We start from the raw sequence: 22,006 nt of genomic DNA, 5'->3' as shown, positions 1-22,006 counted from the left end.
TTCCTTACTGGGTGCGTAAATCCGATATGAGTTCCGCTCTGTCCATCCGGCAGCTAACCAAAACCTACGGCAACGGGTTCCAGGCCTTGAGTGGTATCGATCTGGACGTCGCCGAAGGTGACTTCTTCGCCTTGCTCGGCCCCAACGGCGCCGGCAAATCCACGACCATCGGCATTCTCTCGACCCTGGTCAACAAGACCAGCGGCACCGTGAACATCTTCGGCCACGACCTGGACAAGAACCCGGCGGCGCTCAAGCGCTCCATCGGCGTGGTGCCCCAGGAGTTCAACTTCAACCAGTTCGAAAAGACTTTCGACATCGTCGTGACCCAGGCCGGTTACTACGGCATTCCGGCAAGGATCGCCAAGGAGCGCGCCGAGCAATACCTGACCCAGCTCGGCCTGTGGGACAAGCGCGATGTGCCGTCGCGTTCGCTGTCCGGCGGCATGAAGCGTCGCTTGATGATCGCCCGGGCGCTGGTGCATGAACCGCGTCTGTTGATCCTCGATGAACCGACTGCCGGGGTGGATATCGAACTGCGCCGCTCGATGTGGACGTTCCTCACCGAACTGAACCAGAAAGGCATCACCATCATCCTCACCACGCACTATCTGGAAGAGGCTGAGCAGTTGTGCCGCAACATCGGCATCATCGACCACGGCACCATCGTCGAGAACACCAGCATGCGTCAGCTGCTCGGCCAGCTGCATGTGGAGACCTTCCTGCTGGACCTGAAGAACGACCTGAGTGCCGCGCCGCAATTGGCGGGCTACCCGGCGCGTCTGCTGGACGGCCATACCCTGGAAGTCCAGGTCGACAAGTCCGTGGGCATTACCGCGCTGTTCGGCCAACTGGCCCTGCAGAACATCGAAGTACTGAGCCTGCGCAATAAAACCAATCGCCTCGAGGAGCTGTTCGTGTCCCTGGTGGAGAAAAATCTGTCGAAGGTGGCGGTATGAGTTCCGAGCTGCGCCCCAACCTCGTTGCCCTTACCACCATTGTTTACCGCGAAGTCAGACGCTTCACCCGGATCTGGCCGCAGACCCTGCTGCCGCCGGCGATCACCATGGTTCTGTATTTCGTGATCTTCGGTAACCTGATCGGCCGGCAGATCGGCGACATGGGTGGCTTCACCTACATGGAGTACATCGTGCCGGGTCTGATCATGATGTCGGTGATCACCAACTCCTACGGCAACGTGGTCTCAAGTTTCTTCGGCAGCAAGTTCCAGCGCTCCATCGAAGAACTGATGGTGTCGCCGGTGTCGCCGCACACGATCCTGATCGGTTACACGATCGGTGGCGTCTTGCGAGGCCTGATGGTGGGTGTGATCGTGACGATTCTGTCGTTGTTCTTCACCCATTTGCAGGTACACCATCTCGGTGTGACGGTGCTGGTGGTGGTGCTGACGGCGACGATCTTCTCGCTGCTGGGCTTCATCAACGCGGTGTTTGCGCGCAACTTCGATGACATCTCGATCATCCCGACCTTCGTGCTGACCCCGCTGACCTACCTCGGTGGCGTGTTCTATTCGATCACCTTGCTGCCGCCGTTCTGGCAGACCGTGTCGCTGGCCAACCCGGTGCTGCATATGGTCAACGCCTTCCGTTACGGCATCCTCGGTGTGTCGGATATCCGTATCGGTATTGCGATCACCTTCATGCTGGTGGCAACCGTGGTGCTGTATTTCGGTTGTGCGCGGCTGCTGGTGAGCGGGCGCGGAATGCGTACCTGATCCCTTCGATGTTGCAATGAAAAACGGCCTCCCACAGTGGAGGCCGTTTTGCATTCACGCCTGACGTCTTTTCTTGCGCCGCGCCCATTGCCGGGTCACCCACCAGCGCCAGTACAGCATCACCAGACAGTAGGCGAGGGCGCCCAGTGCCAGCCCGACCACCACCGACCCCAGCAGAAACGGTTGCCACAAGGTCGAGAGCTCGCCGCTGATCCATTCCCAGGTCAATTCGTCGGGGAGCGTGCGGGCGGGTACATCCATCAGCCAGGCCCCTGCCTGATAAGTGCAGAAGAACACCGCCGGCATGGTGATCGGATTGGTCAGCCAGACCAGGCTGACGGCAATCGGCATGTTGCCGCGTACCATGATCGCGAGGACGGCGGCCACCAGCATTTGTGCGGGAATCGGCAGGAACGCGGCGAACAGGCCAACGGCCATGGCGCGGGCCACCGAATGTCGGTTGAGGTGCCAGAGGTTCGGGTCATGCAGCAACGTGCCGAGAAAGCGTAAGGATTTGTGTTCCCTGATGCTCGTCGGGTCGGGCATGTAACGTTTGAATAAGCGCCGGGGCATAAGGCTTCTCGGTCGGTTAAGGCGGCAAGTATGTCTGGATTCTATGAACCGCCCATTCAGACTTTGTGACAATTGATAACGACGCCCGTGCCCGGCAACCGCTATGCCTGAAGGTGGGACTCTCAAGGACGGGCTTATGCGCACAGGGATGATGGCGCTGGCGGTCGGTCTGCTGGCTCCGGTTTTTTTACCGGCCTTGCCGCCGGTCGGGTTATTGCTGGTGTTGCCGTGGGTGGCGCTGATGCTGCTGCCGTTCCGCAGCTATCCACTGGCGTTTTTGCTGCTTGGATTTACATGGGCGAGCTTCAGCGCGCAGCTGGCGTTGAATGATCGACTGCCTTCCCGGCTGGATGGCGAAACACGCTGGGTGGAGGGGAGGGTCGTCGGCTTGCCACAGAGTGCCGAGGGTGTCGTGCGCTTCGAACTGGCCGACGCGCGCTCGCGTCACGAGAAACTGCCGTCGTTGATGCGTCTGGCCTGGTACGCCGGGCCCGAGGTCAGCAGTGGCGAACGCTGGCGACTGGCGGTCAAGCTCAAGCGTCCCGGCGGCCTGCTCAATCCGGATGCGTTCGATTACGAAGCCTGGCTGCTGGCACAGCGCATCGGCGCCACCGGGACGGTGAAAGATGGCCAGCGTCTGGCGCCGGCGCAGTGGGCCTGGCGTGACAGCATCCGGCAGCGCTTGCTTGCGGTGGATGCTCAGGGACGTAACGGCGCTCTGGCTGCGTTGGTGCTCGGCGATGGTTCTGGGCTCAGTCGCGAGGACTGGCAGATCTTGCAGGACACCGGCACCGTGCATCTGCTGGTGATTTCCGGCCAGCACATCGGGCTGTTGGCGGCGTTGCTGTATGCGTTGGTCGCCGGGATGGCGCGGGTCGGGATTTGGCCGCTGCGTTGGCCCTGGCTGCCCTGGGCGTGCGGTCTGGCGTTCGCGGCGGCGCTGGGTTACGGCCTGCTGGCCGGGTTCGACGTGCCGGTGCGACGGGCCTGCGTGATGGTTGCGCTGGTGCTGTTGTGGCGTTTGCGCTTTCGGCACCTCGGCGCATGGTGGCCGTTGTTGCTGGCTTTCAACGGCGTGTTGTTGATGGATCCTCTCGCCAGCTTGCGTCCGGGGTTGTGGCTGTCATTCGCGGCGGTGGCCGTGTTGATCTTTACTTTCGGCGGCCGTCTGGGGCCGTGGCGCTGGTGGCAGACCTGGACGCGTGCGCAGTGGCTGATCGCGATCGGCCTGTGTCCCGTGTTGGTGGCACTGAGTCTGCCAATCAGTCTCAGCGGGCCACTGGCCAATCTGCTGGCGGTGCCGTGGGTCAGTTTTGCGGTGTTGCCGCCGGCGTTGCTGGGCACATTGCTGCTGCCAATCCCTTATGTCGGCGAGGGGCTGCTGTGGCTGGCGGGCGGACTGATCGACGGGTTGTTCCGATCACTTGCCCTGATTGCCGGGCGGTGGCCGGCGTGGGTTGCGGCGTCGATGCCGGGATGGGGTCTGGCGCTGGGCTGCATCGGTGCACTGCTGTTATTGCTGCCCCGAGGCGTTCCCCTGCGTCCCTTGGGCTGGCCGTTGCTGCTGGTGCTGGCATTTGCGCCCCGGGAACGACTGGCCGAAGGCGTGGCCGATGTCTGGCAACTGGACGTCGGCCAGGGCCTGGCGATAGTGGTCCGTACCCGGCATCACACCTTGCTGTACGACAGCGGTCCGCGCTTCGGTGACTTTGATGCAGGCGAGCGGGTGGTGCTGCCGGCCTTGCACAAACTGGGCGTAAACCACCTCGACCTGATGCTGCTCAGCCATGCCGATGCCGATCACGCGGGTGGAGCACTGGCCGTGGCGAAAGGCTTGCCGGTCAGCTTCGTCATCAGCGGCGACCCGCCGGGTCTGCCCGAAGCGCTCAACGCCGAGGCCTGTGAAACCGGGCGGCAATGGCAGTGGGACGGCGTTGCCTTCCATCTATGGCAGTGGGCCGACGCCCATGACAGCAACCAGCGTTCCTGCGTGTTGCAGATCGAAGCCAATGGCGAACGGTTGCTGCTGACCGGCGACATCGACAGCGCCGCTGAACGGGACCTGCTCAACAGCGTGCTGGCAGTTCCCACCCAGTGGCTGCAAGCCCCGCACCATGGCAGCCGCAGTTCCTCATCGATGGCCTTGCTCAAGGTTTTGCAGCCTCAGGCCGTGCTGATTTCCCGGGGGCAGGGCAATTCGTTCGGCCATCCGCACCCGACGGTCATTGCCCGCTATCGCAAACAGGGCATACATATCCATGACAGCGCCGAGCAGGGCGCCATTCATCTGCAACTGGGGCGGTTTCAGCCGGCCCGGTCGATGCGTCAACAACGCCGGTTCTGGCGCGCCCCGCCGTTGCCGGGGGCGGAGTACCGTTGAGCACGGTCGTCGGGGCGACGGGTCTTTATCGCGAACCGGTATGGTAAAGTGGCGCACTTTTTCGAGGGGGCTGTCACTGTGTGGGAATTGGTCAAATCCGGCGGCTGGATGATGTTGCCGATCATTCTGAGTTCCATCGCCGCCATGGCGATCGTCGCCGAGCGCCTGTGGACCCTGCGCGCCAGTCGCGTCACCCCTGAGCATTTGCTGGGTCAGGTCTGGGTCTGGATCAAAGACAAGCAGCTCAACAAGGAAAAACTCAAGGAGTTGCGCGCCAACTCGCCGCTGGGGGAAATCCTCGCTGCGGGTCTGGCCAACTCCAAGCATGGTCGCGAGATCATGAAAGAGTGCATCGAAGAGGCCGCCGCCCGGGTCATCCATGAGCTGGAACGCTACGTCAACGCGCTGGGCACCATCGCCGCCATGTCGCCGCTGCTCGGTCTGCTGGGTACGGTGCTGGGTATGATCGATATTTTCAGCGCCTTCACCGGCTCGGGAATGACCACCAATGCTGCGGTGCTGGCCGGCGGTATTTCCAAGGCGCTGATCACCACCGCCGCGGGCCTGATGGTCGGTATTCCGGCAGTGTTTTTCCACCGTTTCCTGCAACGCCGCATCGATGAGCTGGTGGTGGGCATGGAACAGGAAGCGATCAAACTGGTGGAAGTGGTGCAGGGCGACCGTGACGTCGATCTGGCCGGGGGCAAAGCGTGAAATTCCGTCGCAAGCCCCGGGAAACGATCGACATCAACCTCGCGTCGCTGATCGATGTGGTGTTCATCCTGTTGCTGTTTTTCGTCGTGACCACCACCTTCACCCGCGAAACCCAGCTGCGTGTCGACCTGCCGGAAGCGGTCAGCGGCTCGCCGGCCGAGGATCAGCAGGTCAAGCAACTGGACGTGGCCATCAGCGCCGAAGGCGTGTTCTCGGTGAACAACAAGATTCTGCCGAAAAACGATCTGGCCACCCTGATGGAAGCCATGCAGAAAGAATCCAACGGCGACACCAACATGCCGTTGTCGATCAGTGCTGACGGCAAGACTCAGCACCAATCCGTGATCACCGCCATGGACGCGGCCGGCAAGCTCGGTTTCAGCCATCTGCGCATGACCACGGTCGAGGCGGCGCCCAAATCCTGATGGCCATGTCCGATCGTCTGCTCGCCGCGTGGTACCAGGGGCACCCGGCCCTGACGCTGTTGCGGCCGCTGGAGTGGCTGTACCGCCGTGTCGTGGCCGGCAAACGTCAGCGTTTTCTCGATGGCGAGGGTGAGATTTACCAGTCGCCGGTGCCGGTGATCGTGGTCGGCAATATCACCGTCGGTGGCACCGGCAAGACGCCGATGATCCTGTGGCTGATCGAGCACTGCCGACGCCACGGGCTGCGGGTCGGTGTGGTCAGTCGTGGTTACGGCGCCAAACCGACGCAACTGCCATGGCGAGTCCAAGCCGATCAGGCTGCCGACATCGCCGGCGACGAACCTTTGCTGATCGTGCAGCGCACCGGCGTACCGCTGATGATCGATCCCGATCGCAGCGCCGCTGTCAGGGCCCTGCTGGACAGCGAGCCGCTGGACCTGATCCTGTCCGATGACGGCATGCAGCATTACCGCCTCGCGCGGGATCTGGAACTGGTGCTGATCGACGCCGCACGTGGTCTGGGGAACCAGCGCTGCCTGCCCGCCGGCCCCCTGCGCGAACCGGCCGAGCGCCTGCAAAGCGTTGACGGTGTGCTGTTCAACGGCGCCCTTGAGGATCGCGACGGCGGTTTTGCTTTCCGTCTGCAACCTTCGACGCTGGTCAATCTGCACAGCGGTGAACGCAAGCCGCTCGATCATTTTCCGCCCGGTCAGGCCGTGCACGCGGTCGCCGGGATCGGCAACCCGCAACGTTTCTTCAATACCCTCGAAGCGCTAGACTGGCGACCTGTGCCCCACGCCTTCGCCGACCACGCCGAATACAGCGTGCAGGCCTTGAGTTTTACGCCGTCATTGCCAGTGGTGATGACTGAGAAGGACGCGGTGAAGTGCCGTGCCTTCGCCGCCGCCGACTGGTGGTACCTGGCGGTCGATGCCGTGCCGTCGCCGGCCTTTGTAGCCTGGTTCGACACACAGTTGATGCGCCTGTTGCCGGATCGTCTTTTGCCTTAATCCGTTTTTATCCAGGGAATGTTCATGGACACCAAATTGCTCGACATCCTCGCCTGCCCGGTCTGCAAAGGTCCGCTCAAGCTCAGCGCCGACAAGACCGAACTGATCAGCAAGGGCGCCGGTCTGGCGTACCCGATCCGCGACGGCATCCCGGTGATGCTGGAAAGCGAAGCCCGCACCCTGACCACTGACGAGCGTCTGGATAAATGACCACTGCCTTCACCGTTGTCATCCCGTCGCGTTATGCCTCGACCCGTCTGCCGGGCAAACCGCTGCTGGACATCGCCGGCAAGCCGATGATCCAGCACGTCTGGGAACAGGCCAGCAAAAGCAGCGCCAGCCGTGTGGTGGTGGCGACCGACGATGCGCGCATTGTCGAGGCCTGCAAGGCTTTCGGCGCTGAAGTGGTGCTGACCCGTGAAGATCACAACTCCGGTACCGATCGTCTGGCTGAGGTGGCCGCGAAGCTGGGTCTGGAGCCGGATGCCATCGTGGTCAACGTGCAGGGTGACGAACCGCTGATTCCGCCGAGCGTGATCGATCAGGTCGCCGCCAACCTCGCGGCCCACACCGAAGCGCGCATGGCCACTCTGGCCGAGCCGATCGAAGACGTGGAAACCCTGTTCAACCCGAACGTGGTCAAAGTCGTCAGCGACCTCAACGGTCTGGCGTTGACCTTCAGTCGCGCGACCCTGCCCTGGGCCCGCGATGCCTTCGCCAAGAGCCGCGACGTACTGCCGGAAGGCGTGCCGTATCGTCGTCACATCGGCATTTATGCCTACCGCGCAGGCTTCCTTCAGGACTTCGTGAGCTGGGGCCCGTGCTGGCTGGAAAACACCGAATCCCTCGAGCAGCTGCGTGCCCTGTGGCACGGCGTGCGGATTCACGTGGCGGACGCGTTGATCGCGCCGCCGACCGGGGTCGACACCGCCGAAGACCTCGAGCGCGTCCGTCGCCTGCTGGAGGCCTGATGCGCGTTCTGTTCGTGTGCCTGGGCAACATCTGCCGTTCGCCCACCGCCGAAGGCGTGTTGCGCCACAAGTTGCGCGAAGCGGGGCTGGCGGATCAGGTCGAAGTGGCCTCTGCCGGCACCGGTGACTGGCACGTCGGCAATCCGCCGGACAAGCGCAGTCAGGCTGCGGCCAAGTTGCGCGGTTATGACCTGTCGGCGCAGCGCGCGCAGCAGGTCAGCCGCGCCGATTTCGCCAGTTACGACCTGATCCTTGCCATGGACAACAGCAACCTGCGCAACCTCAAGGCCTTGCAGCCGTCCACCGGCAAGGCCGAGCTGGACCTGTTTCTGCGCCGCTATGCAGGCGTGGTCGACGAGGTGCCGGATCCGTACTACGACGGCGATCAGGGTTTCGAGCAGGTGCTGGATCTGATCGAGCGTGCCTGCGATCAGCTGTTGATCGAAGTGAAGGGGCGGGTATGAGTTTGCAGGTACAGCCGCAGGTTTCCCTGAAACCCTTCAATACCTTCGGCGTTGACGTTCGCGCGCAGCTGTTTGCCGAAGCCCACAGTGACGCCGATGTGCGCGAAGCCCTGGCTTACGCGGCTGCCCACGACGTGCCGTTGCTGGTGATTGGCGGCGGCAGCAATCTGTTGCTCACGGCGGACATCCCGGCGCTGGTGCTGCGCATGGCCAGCCGTGGCATCCGCGTCATCAGCGACGATGGCAACCGCGTGGTGATCGAAGCTGAAGCTGGCGAGCCGTGGCACCCGTTCGTGCAGCACACGCTGGCGCAGGGTTTTTCCGGGCTGGAGAATCTCAGCCTGATCCCCGGCACTGTCGGTGCCGCGCCGATGCAGAACATCGGTGCCTACGGCGTCGAGATGAAGGATGTGTTCGCCGGCCTGACGGCGCTGGATCGCCAGACCGGCGAGCTGCGTGACTTCAGCCTGGAAGAGTGCAACTTCGCCTACCGCGACAGCGTGTTCAAACAGCAGCCGGGGCGTTGGTTGATCCTGCGAGTGCGCTTCGCATTGAATCGAGTCGCGCATCTGCACCTGGAATACGGTCCGGTGCGTCAGCGTCTGACCGAGCAGGGCATCGAGCAGCCGACGCCGACGGATGTCAGTCGAGCGATTTGCAGCATTCGCAGCGAAAAACTGCCGGACCCGGCGGTACTCGGCAATGCCGGCAGCTTCTTCAAGAACCCGCTGGTGTCGGCGGCCGTGGTCGCACAGATCAAGGCGCAGCACCCGGATCTGGTGGCCTACGCGCAACCGGACGGGCAGATGAAACTGGCGGCGGGCTGGTTGATCGAGCGAGCGGGCTGGAAAGGTTTCCGCGAGGCCGATGCCGGCGTGCATAAATTGCAGGCGCTGGTGCTGGTCAACTACGGCGCGGCGACCGGGCTGCAATTGCTCGATCTGGCCCAGCGCATCCAGAAAGACATTGCAGAACGTTTCAATGTCGAGCTGGAAATGGAGCCCAATCGCTATTGAGGCTACGCTTTCAAGTCTGGACCCAAAGCCCTGCACTATTTAAAAAAGTGCAGGGCTTTTTTGTTAATCGCGGGTTAACGTAGCCAGCTAACGATACCAGCCATTTGCTCCACCAAAGGCCCGGTGCAGACGTTCCCGTCAGCACAAGAGAGCCTGATTAGCCTGAGCCGATCTGCGCGAACCACTACCGTCCCTGCGGTGGCAGATGGCTCGACCCCATAACCTCCAAGAATATGCGGGCGTGCCCATGATTACCCTGAAACTCAATGGTCAAGATCATCCACTCGATGTCACCGAGGACATGCCACTGTTGTGGGCGATCCGTGACGTCGCTGGCTACAACGGCACCAAGTTCGGCTGCGGCATGGGCCTGTGCGGTGCATGCACCATTCATATCGACGGCGCGCCGGCGCGCAGTTGCATCACCCCGATCGGTTCGTTGGTCGGGCAGAACGTGACCACCATCGACAACCTGCATGCCGACCCGGTCGGTCAGATCGTTCAGCAAGCCTGGCTCGACACCGCCGTGGCCCAATGCGGTTACTGCCAGGGCGGGCAGATCATGTCCGCCACCGCGTTGCTCAAGACCAACCCGAACCCGAGCGATGAGCAGATCGAAGAGGCGATGGTCGGCAACATCTGCCGTTGCGGCACCTACAACCGGATCAAGACCGCGATCCGTCAGGCATCCACTCACCTGAAGGAGGCCAAGGCATGAGCCGTCTACCGAACGATTTCGCCCTGAGCAACCTGAGTCGTCGGGGCTTCCTCAAGGGCGTCGGCGCCACCGGGGCGTTGGTGCTGGCGGCGAGCTGGGGCTGGCAGGATGCGCTGGCCGAAGACAAGCCCAAGAAGTTTGGCGCCGACGGCATGCCCAACGGCTGGATCGATGATCCCAAGGTCTACGTCAGCATCGCGGCTGATGGCACGGTGACCGTGGTCTGTAACCGTTCGGAAATGGGCCAGGGCGTGCGCACCAGCCTGACCATGGTGGTCGCCGATGAGCTGGAAGCCGACTGGGCGCACGTCAAGGTTCAGCAGGCGCCGGGTGATGAAGTGCGCTTCGGCAACCAGGACACTGACGGCTCGCGCAGCATGCGTCACTGGTACGAGCCGATGCGCCGTTGCGGCGCGGCCGCCCGGACCATGCTGGAACAAGCGGCCGCCGCCCAATGGAAGGTGCCGGTCGGCGAATGCCGTGCGCAACTGCATAAAGTCATTCACACACCGTCCGGGCGTGAGCTGGGTTACGGTGAACTGGCCGCTGCGGCCAGTGCGCTGACGGTGCCGGCCCGTGACAACCTGCGGCTCAAGCAGCCGTCGGAATTCCGTTACATCGGCAAGGAAGGCACCAAGGCCATCGACGGTGCCGACATCGTCAATGGTCGCGCGGTTTACGGCGCCGACGTGCATTTCGACGGCATGCTGTTCGCGGTTATCGCGCGTCCTGCGGTTTACGGTGGCAAGGTCAAATCGGTGGATGACAGCGCCGCGCTGAAAGTGCCGGGCGTACTCAAAGTCATCCAGATCGAACCTCGGCCATTGCCTTCGGAATTCCAGCCGTTGGGTGGCGTGGCTGTGGTGGCCAGCAACACCTGGGCGGCATTGAAGGGCCGTGAAGCGCTGAAGATCGAGTGGGACGATGGCCCGAACGCCACTTATGACTCGGTCGCCTATCGCAAGGAGATCGAAGCTGCTTCGCTGAAACCGGGCAAAGTGGTGCGCAACACCGGCGACATCGACAAAGCCATCGCCGGTGCCGCCAGCACGCTCGAAGCCTCTTATTATTTGCCGCATCTGGCACAGGCGCCGATGGAGCCGATGGTCGCCATCGCCCGTTACAAGGATGGCGCCTGCGAGGCGTGGGCACCGAGCCAGGCGCCGCAGGTCACCCGCGAGCGGATCGCCGAACGCCTGGGGCTGCCGTTCGATAACGTCACCTTCAATGTCACGCTCTTGGGCGGTGGTTTCGGGCGCAAGTCCAAACCGGACTTCGTCGTTGAAGCGGCCGTGCTCGCCAAGGAATTCCCTGGCAAGGCAGTGCGCGTGCAGTGGACCCGGGAAGACGACATCCACAACTCGTATTTCCACACCGTATCCGCCGAATACCTCAAGGCCGGCGTCGGCAAGGACGGCTTGCCGTCTGCCTGGTTGCACCGCACGGTGGCGCCAAGCATCACCGCGCTGTTTGCGCCGGGCATGAACCACGAAGCCGCGTTCGAGCTGGGCATGGGCTTCACCAACATGGCCTACGCGATTCCCAACGTGCGCCTGGAAAACCCTGAGGCCACGGTGCATACGCGGGTGGGCTGGTATCGCTCGGTGTCGAACATTCCCCATGGTTTTGCGATTCAGAGCTTTGTCGACGAACTGGCGCACAAGGCCAAGGAAGATCCGCTCAAGTATCAGATCAAATTGCTCGGCCCGGATCGGCAGATCGACCCGCGTACGCTCAGTGAAGAGTGGAACTACGGCGAATCCCCCGAGCGTTATCCGATCGACACCGGACGCATGCGCACCGTGCTCGAAACCGCGGCCAAGGCGGCGGGTTGGGGGCGTCAATTGCCTAAGGGCCGTGGTCTCGGATTGGCGGTGCATTACAGCTTCGTCACCTACGTGGCGGCGGTGATCGAAGTCGAGGTCAAGGACGATGGCACGCTGATCGTGCACAAGGCCGATATCGCCGTGGATTGCGGCCCGCAGATCAACCCCGAGCGGATTCGTTCGCAGTTCGAAGGGGCGTGTGTGATGGGTCTGGGTAATGCCGTGTGGGGCGAAATCAGCTTCAAGGACGGCAAGGTGCAGCAGGACAACTTCCATATGTATGAAGTGGCGCGAATGTCGCTGGCGCCGAAGGAAGTCGCGGTGCATCTGGTGACGCCGCCAGGTGACGTGCCGTTGGGTGGTGTCGGAGAGCCGGGCGTTCCTCCGATCGCTCCGGCGCTGTGCAACGCGATCTTCGCTGCCACCGGTCAGCGCATCCGCAACCTGCCGGTGCGTTACCAGTTGCAGGGCTGGCAGAAGGCGCAAGCGTGATGGACAGCGCCGATCTGAATGTCCTGCGCAGTGTGCTTGAATGGCGTCGCGCCGGGCAGCGAGTGATGTTGTTCAGTGTCGTGCAGACCTGGGGCACCGCGCCCCGGGCGCCCGGCGCAATGCTCGCGTTGCGCGAAGATGGCGTGGTTATCGGCTCGGTGTCCGGCGGTTGCGTCGAGGACGATCTGATCGCCCGGCTGCACGACGGACGGATTCCCGCCGACGGGCCGCCGGTGCAGTTGATCACCTACGGCGTGACGCAGGAAGAGGCGGCGCGTTTCGGCCTGCCGTGCGGCGGCACTCTGCGCCTGACCGAGGAGCGGGTCGGCGATCCGGCGTGGGTCGCCGAGTTGCTGGATCGCTGCGAAGCCCACGAAATCGTCGCTCGCGAGCTGAACATCGGCACTGGCGAGGTGGTGCTGCGACCGGCCGGCAAGACTGACACCTTGAGCTTCGACGGCCAGACCCTGCGCGCCATTTATGGCCCACGCTGGCGCCTGCTGTTGATCGGCGCCGGGCAGTTGTCGCGGTACGTGGCCGAGATGGCGCGATTGCTGGATTTCGAAGTGCTGATCTGTGATCCGCGCACCGAATTCGTCTACGGCTGGGAAGAGCAGCATGGGCGGTTTGTGCCCGGTATGCCGGATGAAGCGGTGCTGAACATCCAGACCGATGAACGCACGGCGATTGTCGCGCTGACTCACGACCCACGGCTGGATGACATGGCACTGCTCACGGCGCTCGACTCCAAGGCGTTCTACGTCGGCGCACTCGGCTCACGGGTCAACAGCCGCAAGCGTCGGGAAAATCTGGCTGAGCTAGGCTTGTCTGAAGCGGCCATCGCCCGTTTGCACGGGCCGATCGGTTTGCATATTGGCAGCCATTCTCCGGCGGAAATCGCCTTGTCGCTGTTGGCAGAAATCGTCGCGATCAAGAATGGTGTCGAGCTCAAGCAGAAGAAAACAGTGGAGAGCGTATGAGCCGATCCATCGGAGTGATTGTGCTGGCGGCGGGCGAGGGCAGGCGCTTTCGCGAGGTGGCAGGCGTTGACAAGGACAAGCTGCTGGCCGATTGCACCGGGCGCGATGGCGCGGTGCGTTCGGTGGTCGAGCAGGTGCTGGTGAATCTGCCGGCGAGTCTCGACAAGCGAGTGCTGGTGACGACTGAGGCGCGGCCGCAGGCAATGCGCATGGCGCAGGCTTATGGGTGTGACATTGTCTCGATCGAGTCCACCGGAATGGGCGACAGCATCGCGGCGGGTGTGACGGCTTGCCCTGATGCCGATGGCTGGCTGATTGTGCTGGGCGACATGCCGTTCATCCTGCCGTCGAGCATTGAGCGGGTTGTGGCGGCGATTGCCGAGGATGCGGTCAGCGTACCGACGTTGAACAGTGATTATGGGCATCCGGTCGGGTTTGGTCGTTCGTTCGGAGCGGGGCTGATGGCTTTGTCCGGTGACCGGGGCGCCAGGCCATTGTTCAAGCAGGGGCGTGTGGTGGAAGTCGTGGTAGATGATCCCGGCGTTCTGTGGGATATCGATGTGCCGCAAGCGCTGGTTTTCCCTCAAGTTTGAAGTACGCACAGATTCCCACAATTGAGTTGTGTGAATTTTGAGGCATAAAAAAGCCCCGCCTGGATTACCAGGCGGGGCTTTTTAGTGGCTTTTGGAATCAGACGAGGGGTTTAGGCTCGTGTTCTTTTTCCTGGGCCTCTTCGTGTTGCTCGACCGCTTCCTGGACGGAGCGTGGTGCCTCGGCAATCACAGCTTCAACGGCCACTTCCTCAGCGACCGGGGCAGGAGCCGCCTCGACCACTTCGGCAGCTGGAGCAGCAGCCAGCTCGGCTTCCTTCTGCAGACGCTCTTCTTCACGCTTGCGACGACGCACTTCACGCGGATCGTTCGGTGCGCGGCCGCTTGGGGTCAGGGCGCTGACCGGGGCAACGACTGGAGCCGCTTCAACTGCCGGGGCAGGTGCTTCGACGACAACTGGCGCTTCAACCACAGGGGCTTCAACGACCGGTGCCGGTTCGGCAACCACCACTGGCTCGGCAGCCTTGGCTTCTTCAACAACAGGCGCTTCAACCACTGGCGCTGGTGTTTCAGTGACAGCTGGCTCGGCGACCCAGTTGAATGCGGTCTGTTCTTCGCGAACTTCACGCACGGTTTCGGTCACGGTTTCAGCGACGGTTTCGACACCCGACTCTTCAACTACGGCTGGTGCCTGGAAGGTCACCGCTGGTTCGGCAGCTGCTTCAACCTGAGGCTGAGCTTCGCGAACCGGAGCCACTTCGACTTCCGGAGCAGCCTTCGCTTGGACTGGCGTAGTCGCTTCAACAACCGGTGCTTCAACTGGAGCACTTTCCAGCGTGGCAGCAGTGGCGCGCTCAGCCTGCTCGTGAGCCTGAGCTTCGGCTGGAGCGCTGATCACGGTGCTGGCAACCGCTGCGGTGACGGCCAGGCCGGCGGCCAGATCGGCTGTGCTCGGTTGTGCGGCTTCAGTGTTCTCTGCGGACTCTTCCGAACCTTCGATCACGTTGCCGTTGGCATCACGCTGACGCTCGCGACGGTTGCTGCGACGACGCTGACCACGGGAGCGGCGGCGTGGACGATCGCCTTCGGCGTTCTCCGAACCGTCTTCCGGCAGTTGCTCTTCGTTGGTGTGAGTTTCTTCTTCGGCGACAGCGGCAGCGGCCTGTTCGGCACGCGGTTGACGCTCTTCACGCGGAGGACGTGGTGCACGTTCTTCACGCGGCTGACGGGCCGGACGCTCTTCAGCGGTAGCGGCAGCAGCAACGGCCGGAGCGGCATCCAGCGGCTCGCGCAGTTCACGTACGCGTTCTTCACGCTCGCCACGCGGCTTGCGATCTTCACGCGGAGCACGTGGTGCACGTTCTTCACGAGGGGCGCGTGGTGCGCGTTCTTCGCGGGCTACCGGTGCTTCGTCACGGGATTCGCGTGGCTCGCGGACTTCACGTGGTTCGCGCGGTTGACGCTCTTCACGCGGCTCGCGTGGGGCGCGCTCTTCACGCGGTGCACGTTCTTCGCGCGGTTTGCGTTCTTCATCGCGGCGACCATTACGGTTGCGGCTCTGCTGACGACCGTTGCGACGCTCTTCGTTGCGGGCCGGACGCTCGGCGGCAGGTTTTTCAACCACAACCGGAGCAACAGGCTCTTCCTTGGTGGCGAACAGGCTGACCAGCGACTTCACCAGGCCTTTGAACAGGCTTGGCTCTGGCGCAGAAACCGGAGCAGGTGCCGGGGCCGGTGCGGCGACTTCGGTCGGAACCGGAGCGTTGGCGCGGGCCGGAGCCGTCTTGACGGCGGCTTCCTGGCGAACCAGGGTGCGGGTTGCGGCGGCTGGCTGGACGTCTTCGACATCGGCGGCAGCGGCAGCGATTTCGTAGCTGGACTGGTTGGTCGCGGCTTCCGGGCTGTCGTCACGCAGACGCTGAACTTCGAAATGCGGGGTTTCGAGGTGATCGTTCGGCAGGATGACGATGCGGGCGCGGGTGCGCAGTTCGATCTTGGTGATCGAGTTGCGTTTTTCGTTGAGCAGGAATGCGGCCACCGGGATCGGCACTTGGGCGCGAACTTCGGCGGTGCGGTCTTTCAGGGCTTCTTCTTCGATCAGGCGCAGGATCGCCAGGGACAGCGATTCGACGTCGCGGATGATGCCGGTGCCGCTGCAACGCGGGCAGACGATGCCGCTGCTTTCGCCCAGCGAAGGACGCAGGCGCTGACGGGACATTTCCAGCAGGCCGAAGCGCGAGATGCGACCGATCTGCACGCGAGCGCGGTCGGCCTCCAGGCATTCGCGGACTTTCTCTTCCACGGCGCGCTGGTTCTTGGCAGGGGTCATGTCGATGAAGTCGATGACGATCAGGCCGCCGATGTCGCGCAGGCGCAACTGACGGGCGATTTCTTCGGCGGCTTCAAGGTTGGTCTGCAGGGCGGTCTCTTCGATGTCGCTGCCTTTGGTGGCGCGCGCCGAGTTGATGTCGATGGACACCAGGGCTTCGGTCGGATCGATGACGATGGAGCCGCCGGACGGCAGTTCGACGACGCGCTGGAAAGCGGTTTCGATCTGGCTTTCGATCTGGAAACGGTTGAACAGCGGAACGCTGTCTTCATACAGCTTGATCTTGCTGGCGTACTGCGGCATCACCTGGCGGATGAAGGTCAGGGCTTCGTCCTGGGCTTCAACGCTGTCGATCAGCACTTCGCCGATGTCCTGGCGCAGGTAATCGCGGATGGCGCGGATGATCACGTTGCTTTCCTGGTAGATCAGGAACGGCGCGGAACGATCCAGCGAAGCTTCTTTGATGGCGGTCCAGAGTTGCAGCAGGTAATCGAGGTCCCATTGCATTTCTTCGCTGCTGCGGCCAAGGCCTGCAGTGCGCACGATCAGACCCATGTCGGCCGGAGCGACCAGACCGTTCAGCGCTTCACGCAGTTCGTTGCGTTCTTCGCCTTCGATGCGACGGGAGATGCCGCCGGCACGCGGGTTGTTCGGCATCAGTACGAGGTAACGACCGGCCAGGCTGATGAAGGTGGTCAGGGCTGCGCCCTTGTTGCCACGTTCTTCTTTTTCGACCTGAACGATGACTTCCTGGCCCTCGCTCAGGACGTCCTTGATGTTGACGCGGCCTTCAGGGGCTTTCTTGAAGTATTCGCGGGAGATTTCTTTGAGGGGCAGGAAGCCGTGGCGCTCGGAGCCGAAATCGACAAAGGCAGCCTCAAGGCTTGGTTCGATGCGAGTGATGCGGCCTTTATAGATGTTGGCCTTTTTCTGCTCGCGTGCACCGGATTCGATGTCCAGGTCGTAGAGGCGCTGGCCATCTACCAGTGCAACACGCAACTCTTCGGGTTGAGTTGCGTTAATCAGCATTCTTTTCATGTAGTACCGTCGGTTTCCGGGCTGCCGGAAACGGCGTTCGGCACACACGACTTCTCACGGTCGGTGTCAGGTGCGTCGGGAGTGGTTGGCCATTCCCGTGTCCAGCGATGTCCGGCCAATTGGGCCGTTATCGCGACGTACGCGTCCTGCTTGCTGTGGCTACTTAAGCACTCAGTCAGGAGGAGGAATCAACCGGTGGCTGTGGACGAGATGAAGCGTCTTGATAAAGCCTGTTGCTACACAGTCCAGCGGTTGTGCATCTCCACCCTACACGTATCCCTGATAATTCGGGTGCTGCCGCGCGCAGAATCCGCAGCGGGTTGGCATTTACCGTGAGCTCCGAAAGGGGAGGTCACGCATCATGGCTAATTCAGGCGGTGTTTCCGGAGCCTTCGCTCGGGGTCATCCGCGGCTGACTGCACTTTGTGAACTGGCCGTGAATATGGCTCGCGTGGCGAGTGAAAACTCTGCTTTGCGGCGTGATTCAGGCCTCATGTCACCTGCGCTTGTTACAGCTGCAAACTCCACCGTTACGTAGCAAAAGCCCCGTAGGACGGCCTCGCGTCCTGGTGAATTGCGTTGGTCAGGGCCGGTTTTTGACCGTGGTTCCGCTGTCCAGGCCGCTTTTGGCGGCGTTCGCGACTATAGCAGCAATGATTAAGTGCTTCAATTCCATAAAAAATTGTTATTATCCGCGCCATGACGACTACTGCCCCCTCGACTCCAGGCGTTCAACTGCTTGAGGTCTCGCCGGAATATGCCGGCCAACGAATCGACAATTTCCTCCTCGCCCGGCTCAAAGGCGTGCCCAAGACTTTGATTTACCGCATTTTGCGCAAAGGCGAAGTGCGTGTGAACAAGGGTCGGATCAAGCCCGAATACAAGCTGCAGGCTGGCGATATCGTGCGCGTGCCGCCGGTTCGCGTGCCTGAGCGTGACGAACCGGTGCCTTTGGCCCAAGGCCTGTTGCAGCGTCTGGAAGCCTCGATTGTCTACGAAGACAAGGCTCTGATCGTGATCAACAAGCCCGCCGGGATTGCGGTTCACGGTGGCAGCGGCTTGAATTACGGTGTTATCGAAGCCTTTCGTCAGTTGCGCCCCGATGCCAAGGAGCTCGAGCTGGTCCACCGCCTCGATCGTGATACCTCCGGTCTTCTGATGATCGCCAAGAAGCGCAGCATGCTGCGTCACTTGCATGCCGCGTTGCGCGGTGACGGTGTCGACAAGCGCTACATGGCCCTGGTTCGCGGCAATTGGGCGACCTCGATCAAACAAGTCCGTGCGGCGCTCGGCAAGAGCAATCTGCGTTCCGGTGAGCGTATGGTCGAGGTCGACGAGGAGGAGGGCAAGGAGTCTGTGACCGTGTTCAAGGTCCTGCGTCGCTTTGGCGATTTTGCCACTTTGATCGAGGCCAAGCCGATTACCGGTCGCACGCACCAGATTCGCGTCCACACGTTGCACGCCGGGCACTGCATTGCCGGTGACACCAAATACGGCGATGACAATTTCAGTAAGGAAATCCGTGATCTGGGCGGCAAGCGCCTGTTCCTGCACGCCTACATGCTGACCGTGCCGCTGCCCGACGGCGGTGAACTCAAGTTGCAGGCGCCGGTCGATGAAATGTGGGCCAAGACTGTGGAGCGATTGAGTGCGCCCATCTGATTACAAGCTGCTGATTTTTGATTGGGACGGCACGCTGGCCGATTCCATTCATCGGATTGTCGAGGCGATGCACTCGGCGTCCGGGCGATCCGGTTTCGAGTTGCGTGATGATTTTGCCGTCAAAGGCATTATCGGTCTGGGCTTGCCCGAGGCGATTCGCACGCTGTATCCGGAAATCAGCGATGCCGAAATGACGTTATTCCGCGAGTATTACGCCGATCACTACATCGCTGCAGAAGCGGTGCCTTCGCCGTTGTTCGAAGGCGTAGTCGAGTCGATGGCGTCTTTTCGCGAGCAGGGTTATCACCTGGCGGTCGCGACCGGCAAGAATCGTCGCGGGCTGGATCGGGTGCTCAAGGCCAATGGCTGGGAAGATTATTTCGATATCACCCGCGCAGCCGATGAAACTGCAAGCAAGCCGCATCCTCTGATGCTGGAGCAGATCCTTGCGCATTGTGGTGTGCGTGCCGAGCAGGCGCTGATGGTCGGTGACTCGTCCTTCGATCTGCTGATGGCGCGCAATGCGGGGATGGATTCAGTGGCGGTCAGCTATGGCGCGCAATCGATCGAATCGCTGCAACAGTTCGAGCCGCGACTGTCGATCGACCATTTTTCCGAATTGCATGCCTGGCTGGGGAAGCAGGCTTAATACGTTTTTGCTGGGGTGGATGGCATGACCGACGAATGGAAAGCACCGGCCAAGGCAACTGCCGACGACGGTGATGCGAAAAGCTGGAAGCTGCTGGAAAAGACCCTGCTGGCCGGCGTGCAGGAACAGCGTCGTTCGCGTCGCTGGGGCATCTTCTTCAAGCTGTTGACCTTTATTTATCTGTTTGTTGCGTTGATTCTGTTTACGCCGTTGATGGATATGGAGAAAAGCGCCACGCGCAGTGGCAATTACACCGCATTGATCGACGTTACCGGCATGATCGCTGATAAAGAACCTGCCAGTGCCGACAATATCGTAGGTAGTCTGCGCGCGGCGTTCGAGGACAAGAAGGTCAAGGGTGTAATCCTGCGCATCAATAGTCCGGGCGGCAGTCCGGTGCAGTCGGGTTACGTGTATGACGAGATCAAGCGCCTGCGCGGCCTGCACCCCGACACCAAGCTGTACGCGGTGATTTCCGACCTGGGCGCTTCCGGTGCCTATTACATTGCCAGTGCGGCGGATCAGATTTATGCCGACAAGGCCAGTCTGGTGGGTTCCATTGGTGTGACGGCAGCCGGTTACGGCTTTGTCGGCACCATGGAGAAGCTTGGCGTCGAGCGTCGCACTTACACCTCTGGCGAACACAAGGCGTTCCTCGATCCGTTCCAGCCGCAGAAGCCGGAAGAGACGGTGTTCTGGCAGAGTGTGCTGGATACCACGCACAAGCAGTTCATCAACAGCGTCAAGCAGGGGCGTGGCGATCGACTGAAGGACAAGGAACATCCGGAGCTGTTCTCCGGGCTGGTCTGGTCGGGTGAGCAAGCATTACCGCTGGGCTTGATCGATGGCTTGGGCAATGCGAGTTCGGTGGCGCGTGATGTGATTGGCGAAAAAGAGCTGGTGGACTTCACCGTTCAGGAATCGCCTTTCGACCGCTTCTCGAAGAAGCTCGGAGCAAGCGTTGCCGAAAAACTGGCAATGTGGATGGGTTTTAACGGCCCGTCGTTACGCTGATCGAATGCTGCATGAAAAAACCGGCCTGAGGGCCGGTTTTTTGTGGGTCAGGGAATCTGTACGCCTTCCGTCAGCAGCATGTCGATCAGGCGAATCAGCGGCAAGCCGATCAGGCTGGTGGCGTCCGGGCCTTCGGTTGATTGAAACAGGCTCACGCCCAGTCCTTCGGCCTTGAAGCTGCCGGCGCAGTCGTAGGGCTGCTCGGCGCGCAGATAGCGCTCGACGCGGGCCTGATCCAGTACGCGCATGTGCACGGTGAAGGGCACGCAGTCGACCTGGCAGTGGCCGGTCTGGCTGTTGAGTAGGGCCAGTCCAGTGAGGAAGGTCACGCTGGAACCGCTGGCGGCCAGCAGTTGTTCGCGGGCGTTTTCGAAGGTGTGTGGCTTGCCGATGATGCGCTCGCCGAGTACCGCAACCTGATCGGAACCGATGATCAGATGAGCGGGGTGGCTGTCGGCCAAGGCTCGGGCCTTTTGTTCGGCAAGACGCTTGACCAGCTCGATTGCCGACTCATCCGGGCGATGGCTTTCATCGATATCCGGCGAGCTGCAGACGAACGGCAGGCGCAGGCGGCTGAGCAATTCCCGACGATAGGTCGAGCTTGAAGCGAGTAATAAAGGCAGCATTCGCATCTCCAGAGGCAGGCGACAGATTCTAGCGGAGCCGCGCAAGTGACGGACAGGGCACAATTTCCTTTGACATGGGTGGGTGCATCCCTATAATGCTGCGCCTATGTTGAATGACCCGATTCCACCTCACGTTGACCCGCGCAAATTGGCTGACCGTGGCACCACCCTTCAAGGTGAACTGCTGCTGGCCGATTTGAAGAGACTCTGCGACCCGCTTTCCGACGATGTCGGTACGGTGCAGGCCAAATTCGTTTTTGAACGAGATGAACGTAAATCTGTGGTGATCCACAGCTTTATCGACACCGAAGTCAAAATGGTTTGCCAGCGTTGTCTTGAGCTGGTCACCCTGCCGATCCACAGCGAATGCAGTTACGCTGTAGTGAAGGAGGGTGCGAATACCCAGTCGTTGCCGAAAGGTTATGACGTGCTGGAACTGGGCGAAGATCCATTGGATCTGCAGTCACTGATCGAGGAGGAGCTTCTGCTCGCCTTGCCCATTGTGCCTGCTCATCATCCGGAAGAATGCCAGCAGCCGGCGGGAGCAGATGAGCCCGAACCGAGCGAGGACGAGGTAACGCGGTCCAACCCGTTCAGTGTATTGGCGCAGTTAAAGCGTGACCCAAACGTTTAGGAGTTAATCAATTATGGCTGTTCAGCAGAACAAAAAATCCCGCTCTGCCCGTGACATGCGCCGTTCGCACGACGCTCTCGAGGCTAGCACTCTGTCTGTAGAAAAAACCACTGGTGAAGTTCACCTGCGTCACCACGTATCGCCAGAAGGCGTATACCGTGGCCGTAAAGTGATCGACAAGGGCGCTGACGAGTAATCA

The 22,006-nt window shown here is 61.7% G+C and carries 22 protein-coding genes; 19 read left to right on the top strand and 3 right to left on the bottom strand.

Annotated elements, in window-relative coordinates:
- Positions 1-26: 26 nt before the first annotated feature.
- Together QLG12_RS28635 and QLG12_RS28630 are read left to right on the top strand one after the other, a co-directional pair.
- A complete protein-coding gene (locus QLG12_RS28635; RefSeq protein ID WP_011335454.1) occupies positions 27-959 on the top strand; it encodes an ABC transporter ATP-binding protein in 933 nt (310 codons plus the stop codon).
- On the top strand, positions 956-1,735 hold the full coding sequence (locus QLG12_RS28630) for an ABC transporter permease (RefSeq protein WP_282475622.1): 780 nt from the start codon (positions 956-958) through the stop codon (positions 1,733-1,735). The genes QLG12_RS28635 and QLG12_RS28630 overlap by 4 nt, the downstream gene beginning before the upstream one ends.
- A gap of 54 nt (positions 1,736-1,789) precedes the next feature.
- On the opposite strand, the gene QLG12_RS28625 is transcribed toward QLG12_RS28630, so the two are convergent.
- Positions 1,790-2,308 carry a DUF2062 domain-containing protein gene (locus tag QLG12_RS28625; RefSeq protein WP_197869192.1) on the bottom strand — a complete coding sequence of 173 codons (519 nt, stop codon included), beginning with the start codon at positions 2,306-2,308 and terminating at the stop codon, positions 1,790-1,792.
- A gap of 136 nt (positions 2,309-2,444) precedes the next feature.
- On the opposite strand from QLG12_RS28625, the gene QLG12_RS28620 reads away from it, so the two are divergent.
- The 12 genes from QLG12_RS28620 (at position 2,445) to QLG12_RS28565 (ending at position 13,897) form a co-directional block, all read left to right on the top strand.
- Entirely contained in the window at positions 2,445-4,688 is a 2,244-nt protein-coding gene (locus QLG12_RS28620; RefSeq protein WP_282475621.1) for a DNA internalization-related competence protein ComEC/Rec2, read from the top strand.
- 78 nt (positions 4,689-4,766) lie between these two features.
- Positions 4,767-5,402 carry a MotA/TolQ/ExbB proton channel family protein gene (locus QLG12_RS28615; RefSeq protein WP_163976130.1) on the top strand — a complete coding sequence of 212 codons (636 nt, stop codon included), beginning with the start codon at positions 4,767-4,769 and terminating at the stop codon, positions 5,400-5,402.
- Positions 5,399-5,827 (top strand): biopolymer transporter ExbD, encoded by a 429-nt coding sequence (locus tag QLG12_RS28610; protein WP_065257247.1) that lies wholly within the window; start codon positions 5,399-5,401, stop codon positions 5,825-5,827. The genes QLG12_RS28615 and QLG12_RS28610 overlap by 4 nt, the downstream gene beginning before the upstream one ends.
- Positions 5,827-6,837 carry a tetraacyldisaccharide 4'-kinase gene (lpxK, locus tag QLG12_RS28605; protein WP_282475620.1) on the top strand — a complete coding sequence of 337 codons (1,011 nt, stop codon included), beginning with the start codon at positions 5,827-5,829 and terminating at the stop codon, positions 6,835-6,837. Before QLG12_RS28610 ends, lpxK begins: the two co-directional genes overlap by 1 nt.
- A 24-nt stretch (positions 6,838-6,861) precedes the next feature.
- On the top strand, positions 6,862-7,047 hold the full coding sequence (locus QLG12_RS28600; RefSeq protein WP_003179363.1) for a Trm112 family protein: 186 nt from the start codon (positions 6,862-6,864) through the stop codon (positions 7,045-7,047).
- Positions 7,044-7,808 carry a 3-deoxy-manno-octulosonate cytidylyltransferase gene (kdsB, locus tag QLG12_RS28595; RefSeq protein ID WP_064383500.1) on the top strand — a complete coding sequence of 255 codons (765 nt, stop codon included), beginning with the start codon at positions 7,044-7,046 and terminating at the stop codon, positions 7,806-7,808. The genes QLG12_RS28600 and kdsB overlap by 4 nt, the downstream gene beginning before the upstream one ends.
- Complete coding sequence (locus tag QLG12_RS28590) at positions 7,808-8,272, top strand: low molecular weight protein-tyrosine-phosphatase (protein ID WP_197869189.1); 465 nt, start codon at positions 7,808-7,810, stop codon at positions 8,270-8,272. The genes kdsB and QLG12_RS28590 overlap by 1 nt, the downstream gene beginning before the upstream one ends.
- Positions 8,269-9,288, top strand: a complete 1,020-nt coding sequence (murB, locus tag QLG12_RS28585; RefSeq protein ID WP_282475619.1) for a UDP-N-acetylmuramate dehydrogenase — start codon at positions 8,269-8,271, stop codon at positions 9,286-9,288. Before QLG12_RS28590 ends, murB begins: the two co-directional genes overlap by 4 nt.
- Before the next feature lie 247 nt (positions 9,289-9,535).
- Positions 9,536-10,006: a (2Fe-2S)-binding protein gene (locus QLG12_RS28580; RefSeq protein WP_282475618.1), complete on the top strand. Its 471-nt coding sequence runs from the start codon at positions 9,536-9,538 to the stop codon at positions 10,004-10,006.
- Positions 10,003-12,324, top strand: coding sequence for a xanthine dehydrogenase family protein molybdopterin-binding subunit (locus tag QLG12_RS28575; protein ID WP_282475617.1), 2,322 nt, complete (start codon positions 10,003-10,005; stop codon positions 12,322-12,324). The genes QLG12_RS28580 and QLG12_RS28575 overlap by 4 nt, the downstream gene beginning before the upstream one ends.
- A complete protein-coding gene (locus QLG12_RS28570; protein ID WP_064383496.1) occupies positions 12,324-13,304 on the top strand; it encodes an XdhC family protein in 981 nt (326 codons plus the stop codon). Before QLG12_RS28575 ends, QLG12_RS28570 begins: the two co-directional genes overlap by 1 nt.
- Positions 13,301-13,897, top strand: a complete 597-nt coding sequence (locus tag QLG12_RS28565) for a nucleotidyltransferase family protein (protein ID WP_197869186.1) — start codon at positions 13,301-13,303, stop codon at positions 13,895-13,897. Before QLG12_RS28570 ends, QLG12_RS28565 begins: the two co-directional genes overlap by 4 nt.
- Before the next feature lie 97 nt (positions 13,898-13,994).
- Here QLG12_RS28565 and rne read toward each other — a convergent pair whose 3' ends face one another.
- Positions 13,995-17,222 (bottom strand): ribonuclease E, encoded by a 3,228-nt coding sequence (gene rne / locus QLG12_RS28560; RefSeq protein ID WP_282475616.1) that lies wholly within the window; start codon positions 17,220-17,222, stop codon positions 13,995-13,997.
- A 699-nt stretch (positions 17,223-17,921) separates the two neighbouring features.
- Here rne and rluC point away from each other — a divergent pair.
- Genes rluC through QLG12_RS28545 form a run of 3 tightly spaced genes read left to right on the top strand, consistent with a single transcriptional unit; the run spans position 17,922 to position 20,547 of the window.
- Positions 17,922-18,884 carry a 23S rRNA pseudouridine(955/2504/2580) synthase RluC gene (gene rluC, locus QLG12_RS28555; protein WP_011335441.1) on the top strand — a complete coding sequence of 321 codons (963 nt, stop codon included), beginning with the start codon at positions 17,922-17,924 and terminating at the stop codon, positions 18,882-18,884.
- Entirely contained in the window at positions 18,871-19,533 is a 663-nt protein-coding gene (locus QLG12_RS28550; RefSeq protein ID WP_134021312.1) for an HAD-IA family hydrolase, read from the top strand. Before rluC ends, QLG12_RS28550 begins: the two co-directional genes overlap by 14 nt.
- A gap of 24 nt (positions 19,534-19,557) precedes the next feature.
- Positions 19,558-20,547 (top strand): S49 family peptidase, encoded by a 990-nt coding sequence (locus QLG12_RS28545; protein WP_282475615.1) that lies wholly within the window; start codon positions 19,558-19,560, stop codon positions 20,545-20,547.
- 47 nt (positions 20,548-20,594) lie between these two features.
- On the opposite strand, the gene QLG12_RS28540 is transcribed toward QLG12_RS28545, so the two are convergent.
- The gene (locus tag QLG12_RS28540; protein ID WP_282475614.1) at positions 20,595-21,173 is read right to left on the bottom strand and encodes a nucleoside triphosphate pyrophosphatase; all 579 of its coding nucleotides are present in this window, start codon (positions 21,171-21,173) and stop codon (positions 20,595-20,597) included.
- A 106-nt stretch (positions 21,174-21,279) separates the two neighbouring features.
- Here QLG12_RS28540 and QLG12_RS28535 point away from each other — a divergent pair, with 106 nt between their 5' ends.
- Positions 21,280-21,807 carry a YceD family protein gene (locus tag QLG12_RS28535; RefSeq protein WP_003204262.1) on the top strand — a complete coding sequence of 176 codons (528 nt, stop codon included), beginning with the start codon at positions 21,280-21,282 and terminating at the stop codon, positions 21,805-21,807.
- Positions 21,808-21,820: 13 nt separating this feature from the next.
- Positions 21,821-22,003 (top strand): 50S ribosomal protein L32, encoded by a 183-nt coding sequence (rpmF, locus tag QLG12_RS28530; RefSeq protein ID WP_003179396.1) that lies wholly within the window; start codon positions 21,821-21,823, stop codon positions 22,001-22,003.
- The last annotated feature ends 3 nt before the right edge of the window (positions 22,004-22,006 follow it).

Source organism: Pseudomonas sp. V88_4, from assembly GCF_029967985.1.
Classification (GTDB): domain Bacteria; phylum Pseudomonadota; class Gammaproteobacteria; order Pseudomonadales; family Pseudomonadaceae; genus Aquipseudomonas; species Aquipseudomonas glycinae.
This window is presented reverse-complemented; position numbering and strand designations above follow the sequence as displayed.

Coding starts and splice junctions, on each gene's coding strand:
- rluC (WP_011335441.1), top strand. CDS start 17,922: ATGACGACTACTGCCCCCTCGACTCCAGGCGTTCAACTGCTTGAGGTC.
- QLG12_RS28545 (WP_282475615.1), top strand. CDS start 19,558: ATGACCGACGAATGGAAAGCACCGGCCAAGGCAACTGCCGACGACGGT.
- QLG12_RS28540 (WP_282475614.1), bottom strand. CDS start 21,173: ATGCTGCCTTTATTACTCGCTTCAAGCTCGACCTATCGTCGGGAATTG.
- QLG12_RS28575 (WP_282475617.1), top strand. CDS start 10,003: ATGAGCCGTCTACCGAACGATTTCGCCCTGAGCAACCTGAGTCGTCGG.
- QLG12_RS28565 (WP_197869186.1), top strand. CDS start 13,301: ATGAGCCGATCCATCGGAGTGATTGTGCTGGCGGCGGGCGAGGGCAGG.
- kdsB (WP_064383500.1), top strand. CDS start 7,044: ATGACCACTGCCTTCACCGTTGTCATCCCGTCGCGTTATGCCTCGACC.
- QLG12_RS28580 (WP_282475618.1), top strand. CDS start 9,536: ATGATTACCCTGAAACTCAATGGTCAAGATCATCCACTCGATGTCACC.
- QLG12_RS28570 (WP_064383496.1), top strand. CDS start 12,324: ATGGACAGCGCCGATCTGAATGTCCTGCGCAGTGTGCTTGAATGGCGT.
- QLG12_RS28625 (WP_197869192.1), bottom strand. CDS start 2,308: ATGCCCCGGCGCTTATTCAAACGTTACATGCCCGACCCGACGAGCATC.
- lpxK (WP_282475620.1), top strand. CDS start 5,827: ATGGCCATGTCCGATCGTCTGCTCGCCGCGTGGTACCAGGGGCACCCG.
- murB (WP_282475619.1), top strand. CDS start 8,269: ATGAGTTTGCAGGTACAGCCGCAGGTTTCCCTGAAACCCTTCAATACC.
- QLG12_RS28535 (WP_003204262.1), top strand. CDS start 21,280: ATGTTGAATGACCCGATTCCACCTCACGTTGACCCGCGCAAATTGGCT.
- QLG12_RS28620 (WP_282475621.1), top strand. CDS start 2,445: ATGCGCACAGGGATGATGGCGCTGGCGGTCGGTCTGCTGGCTCCGGTT.
- QLG12_RS28600 (WP_003179363.1), top strand. CDS start 6,862: ATGGACACCAAATTGCTCGACATCCTCGCCTGCCCGGTCTGCAAAGGT.
- QLG12_RS28590 (WP_197869189.1), top strand. CDS start 7,808: ATGCGCGTTCTGTTCGTGTGCCTGGGCAACATCTGCCGTTCGCCCACC.
- rne (WP_282475616.1), bottom strand. CDS start 17,222: ATGAAAAGAATGCTGATTAACGCAACTCAACCCGAAGAGTTGCGTGTT.
- rpmF (WP_003179396.1), top strand. CDS start 21,821: ATGGCTGTTCAGCAGAACAAAAAATCCCGCTCTGCCCGTGACATGCGC.
- QLG12_RS28630 (WP_282475622.1), top strand. CDS start 956: ATGAGTTCCGAGCTGCGCCCCAACCTCGTTGCCCTTACCACCATTGTT.
- QLG12_RS28635 (WP_011335454.1), top strand. CDS start 27: ATGAGTTCCGCTCTGTCCATCCGGCAGCTAACCAAAACCTACGGCAAC.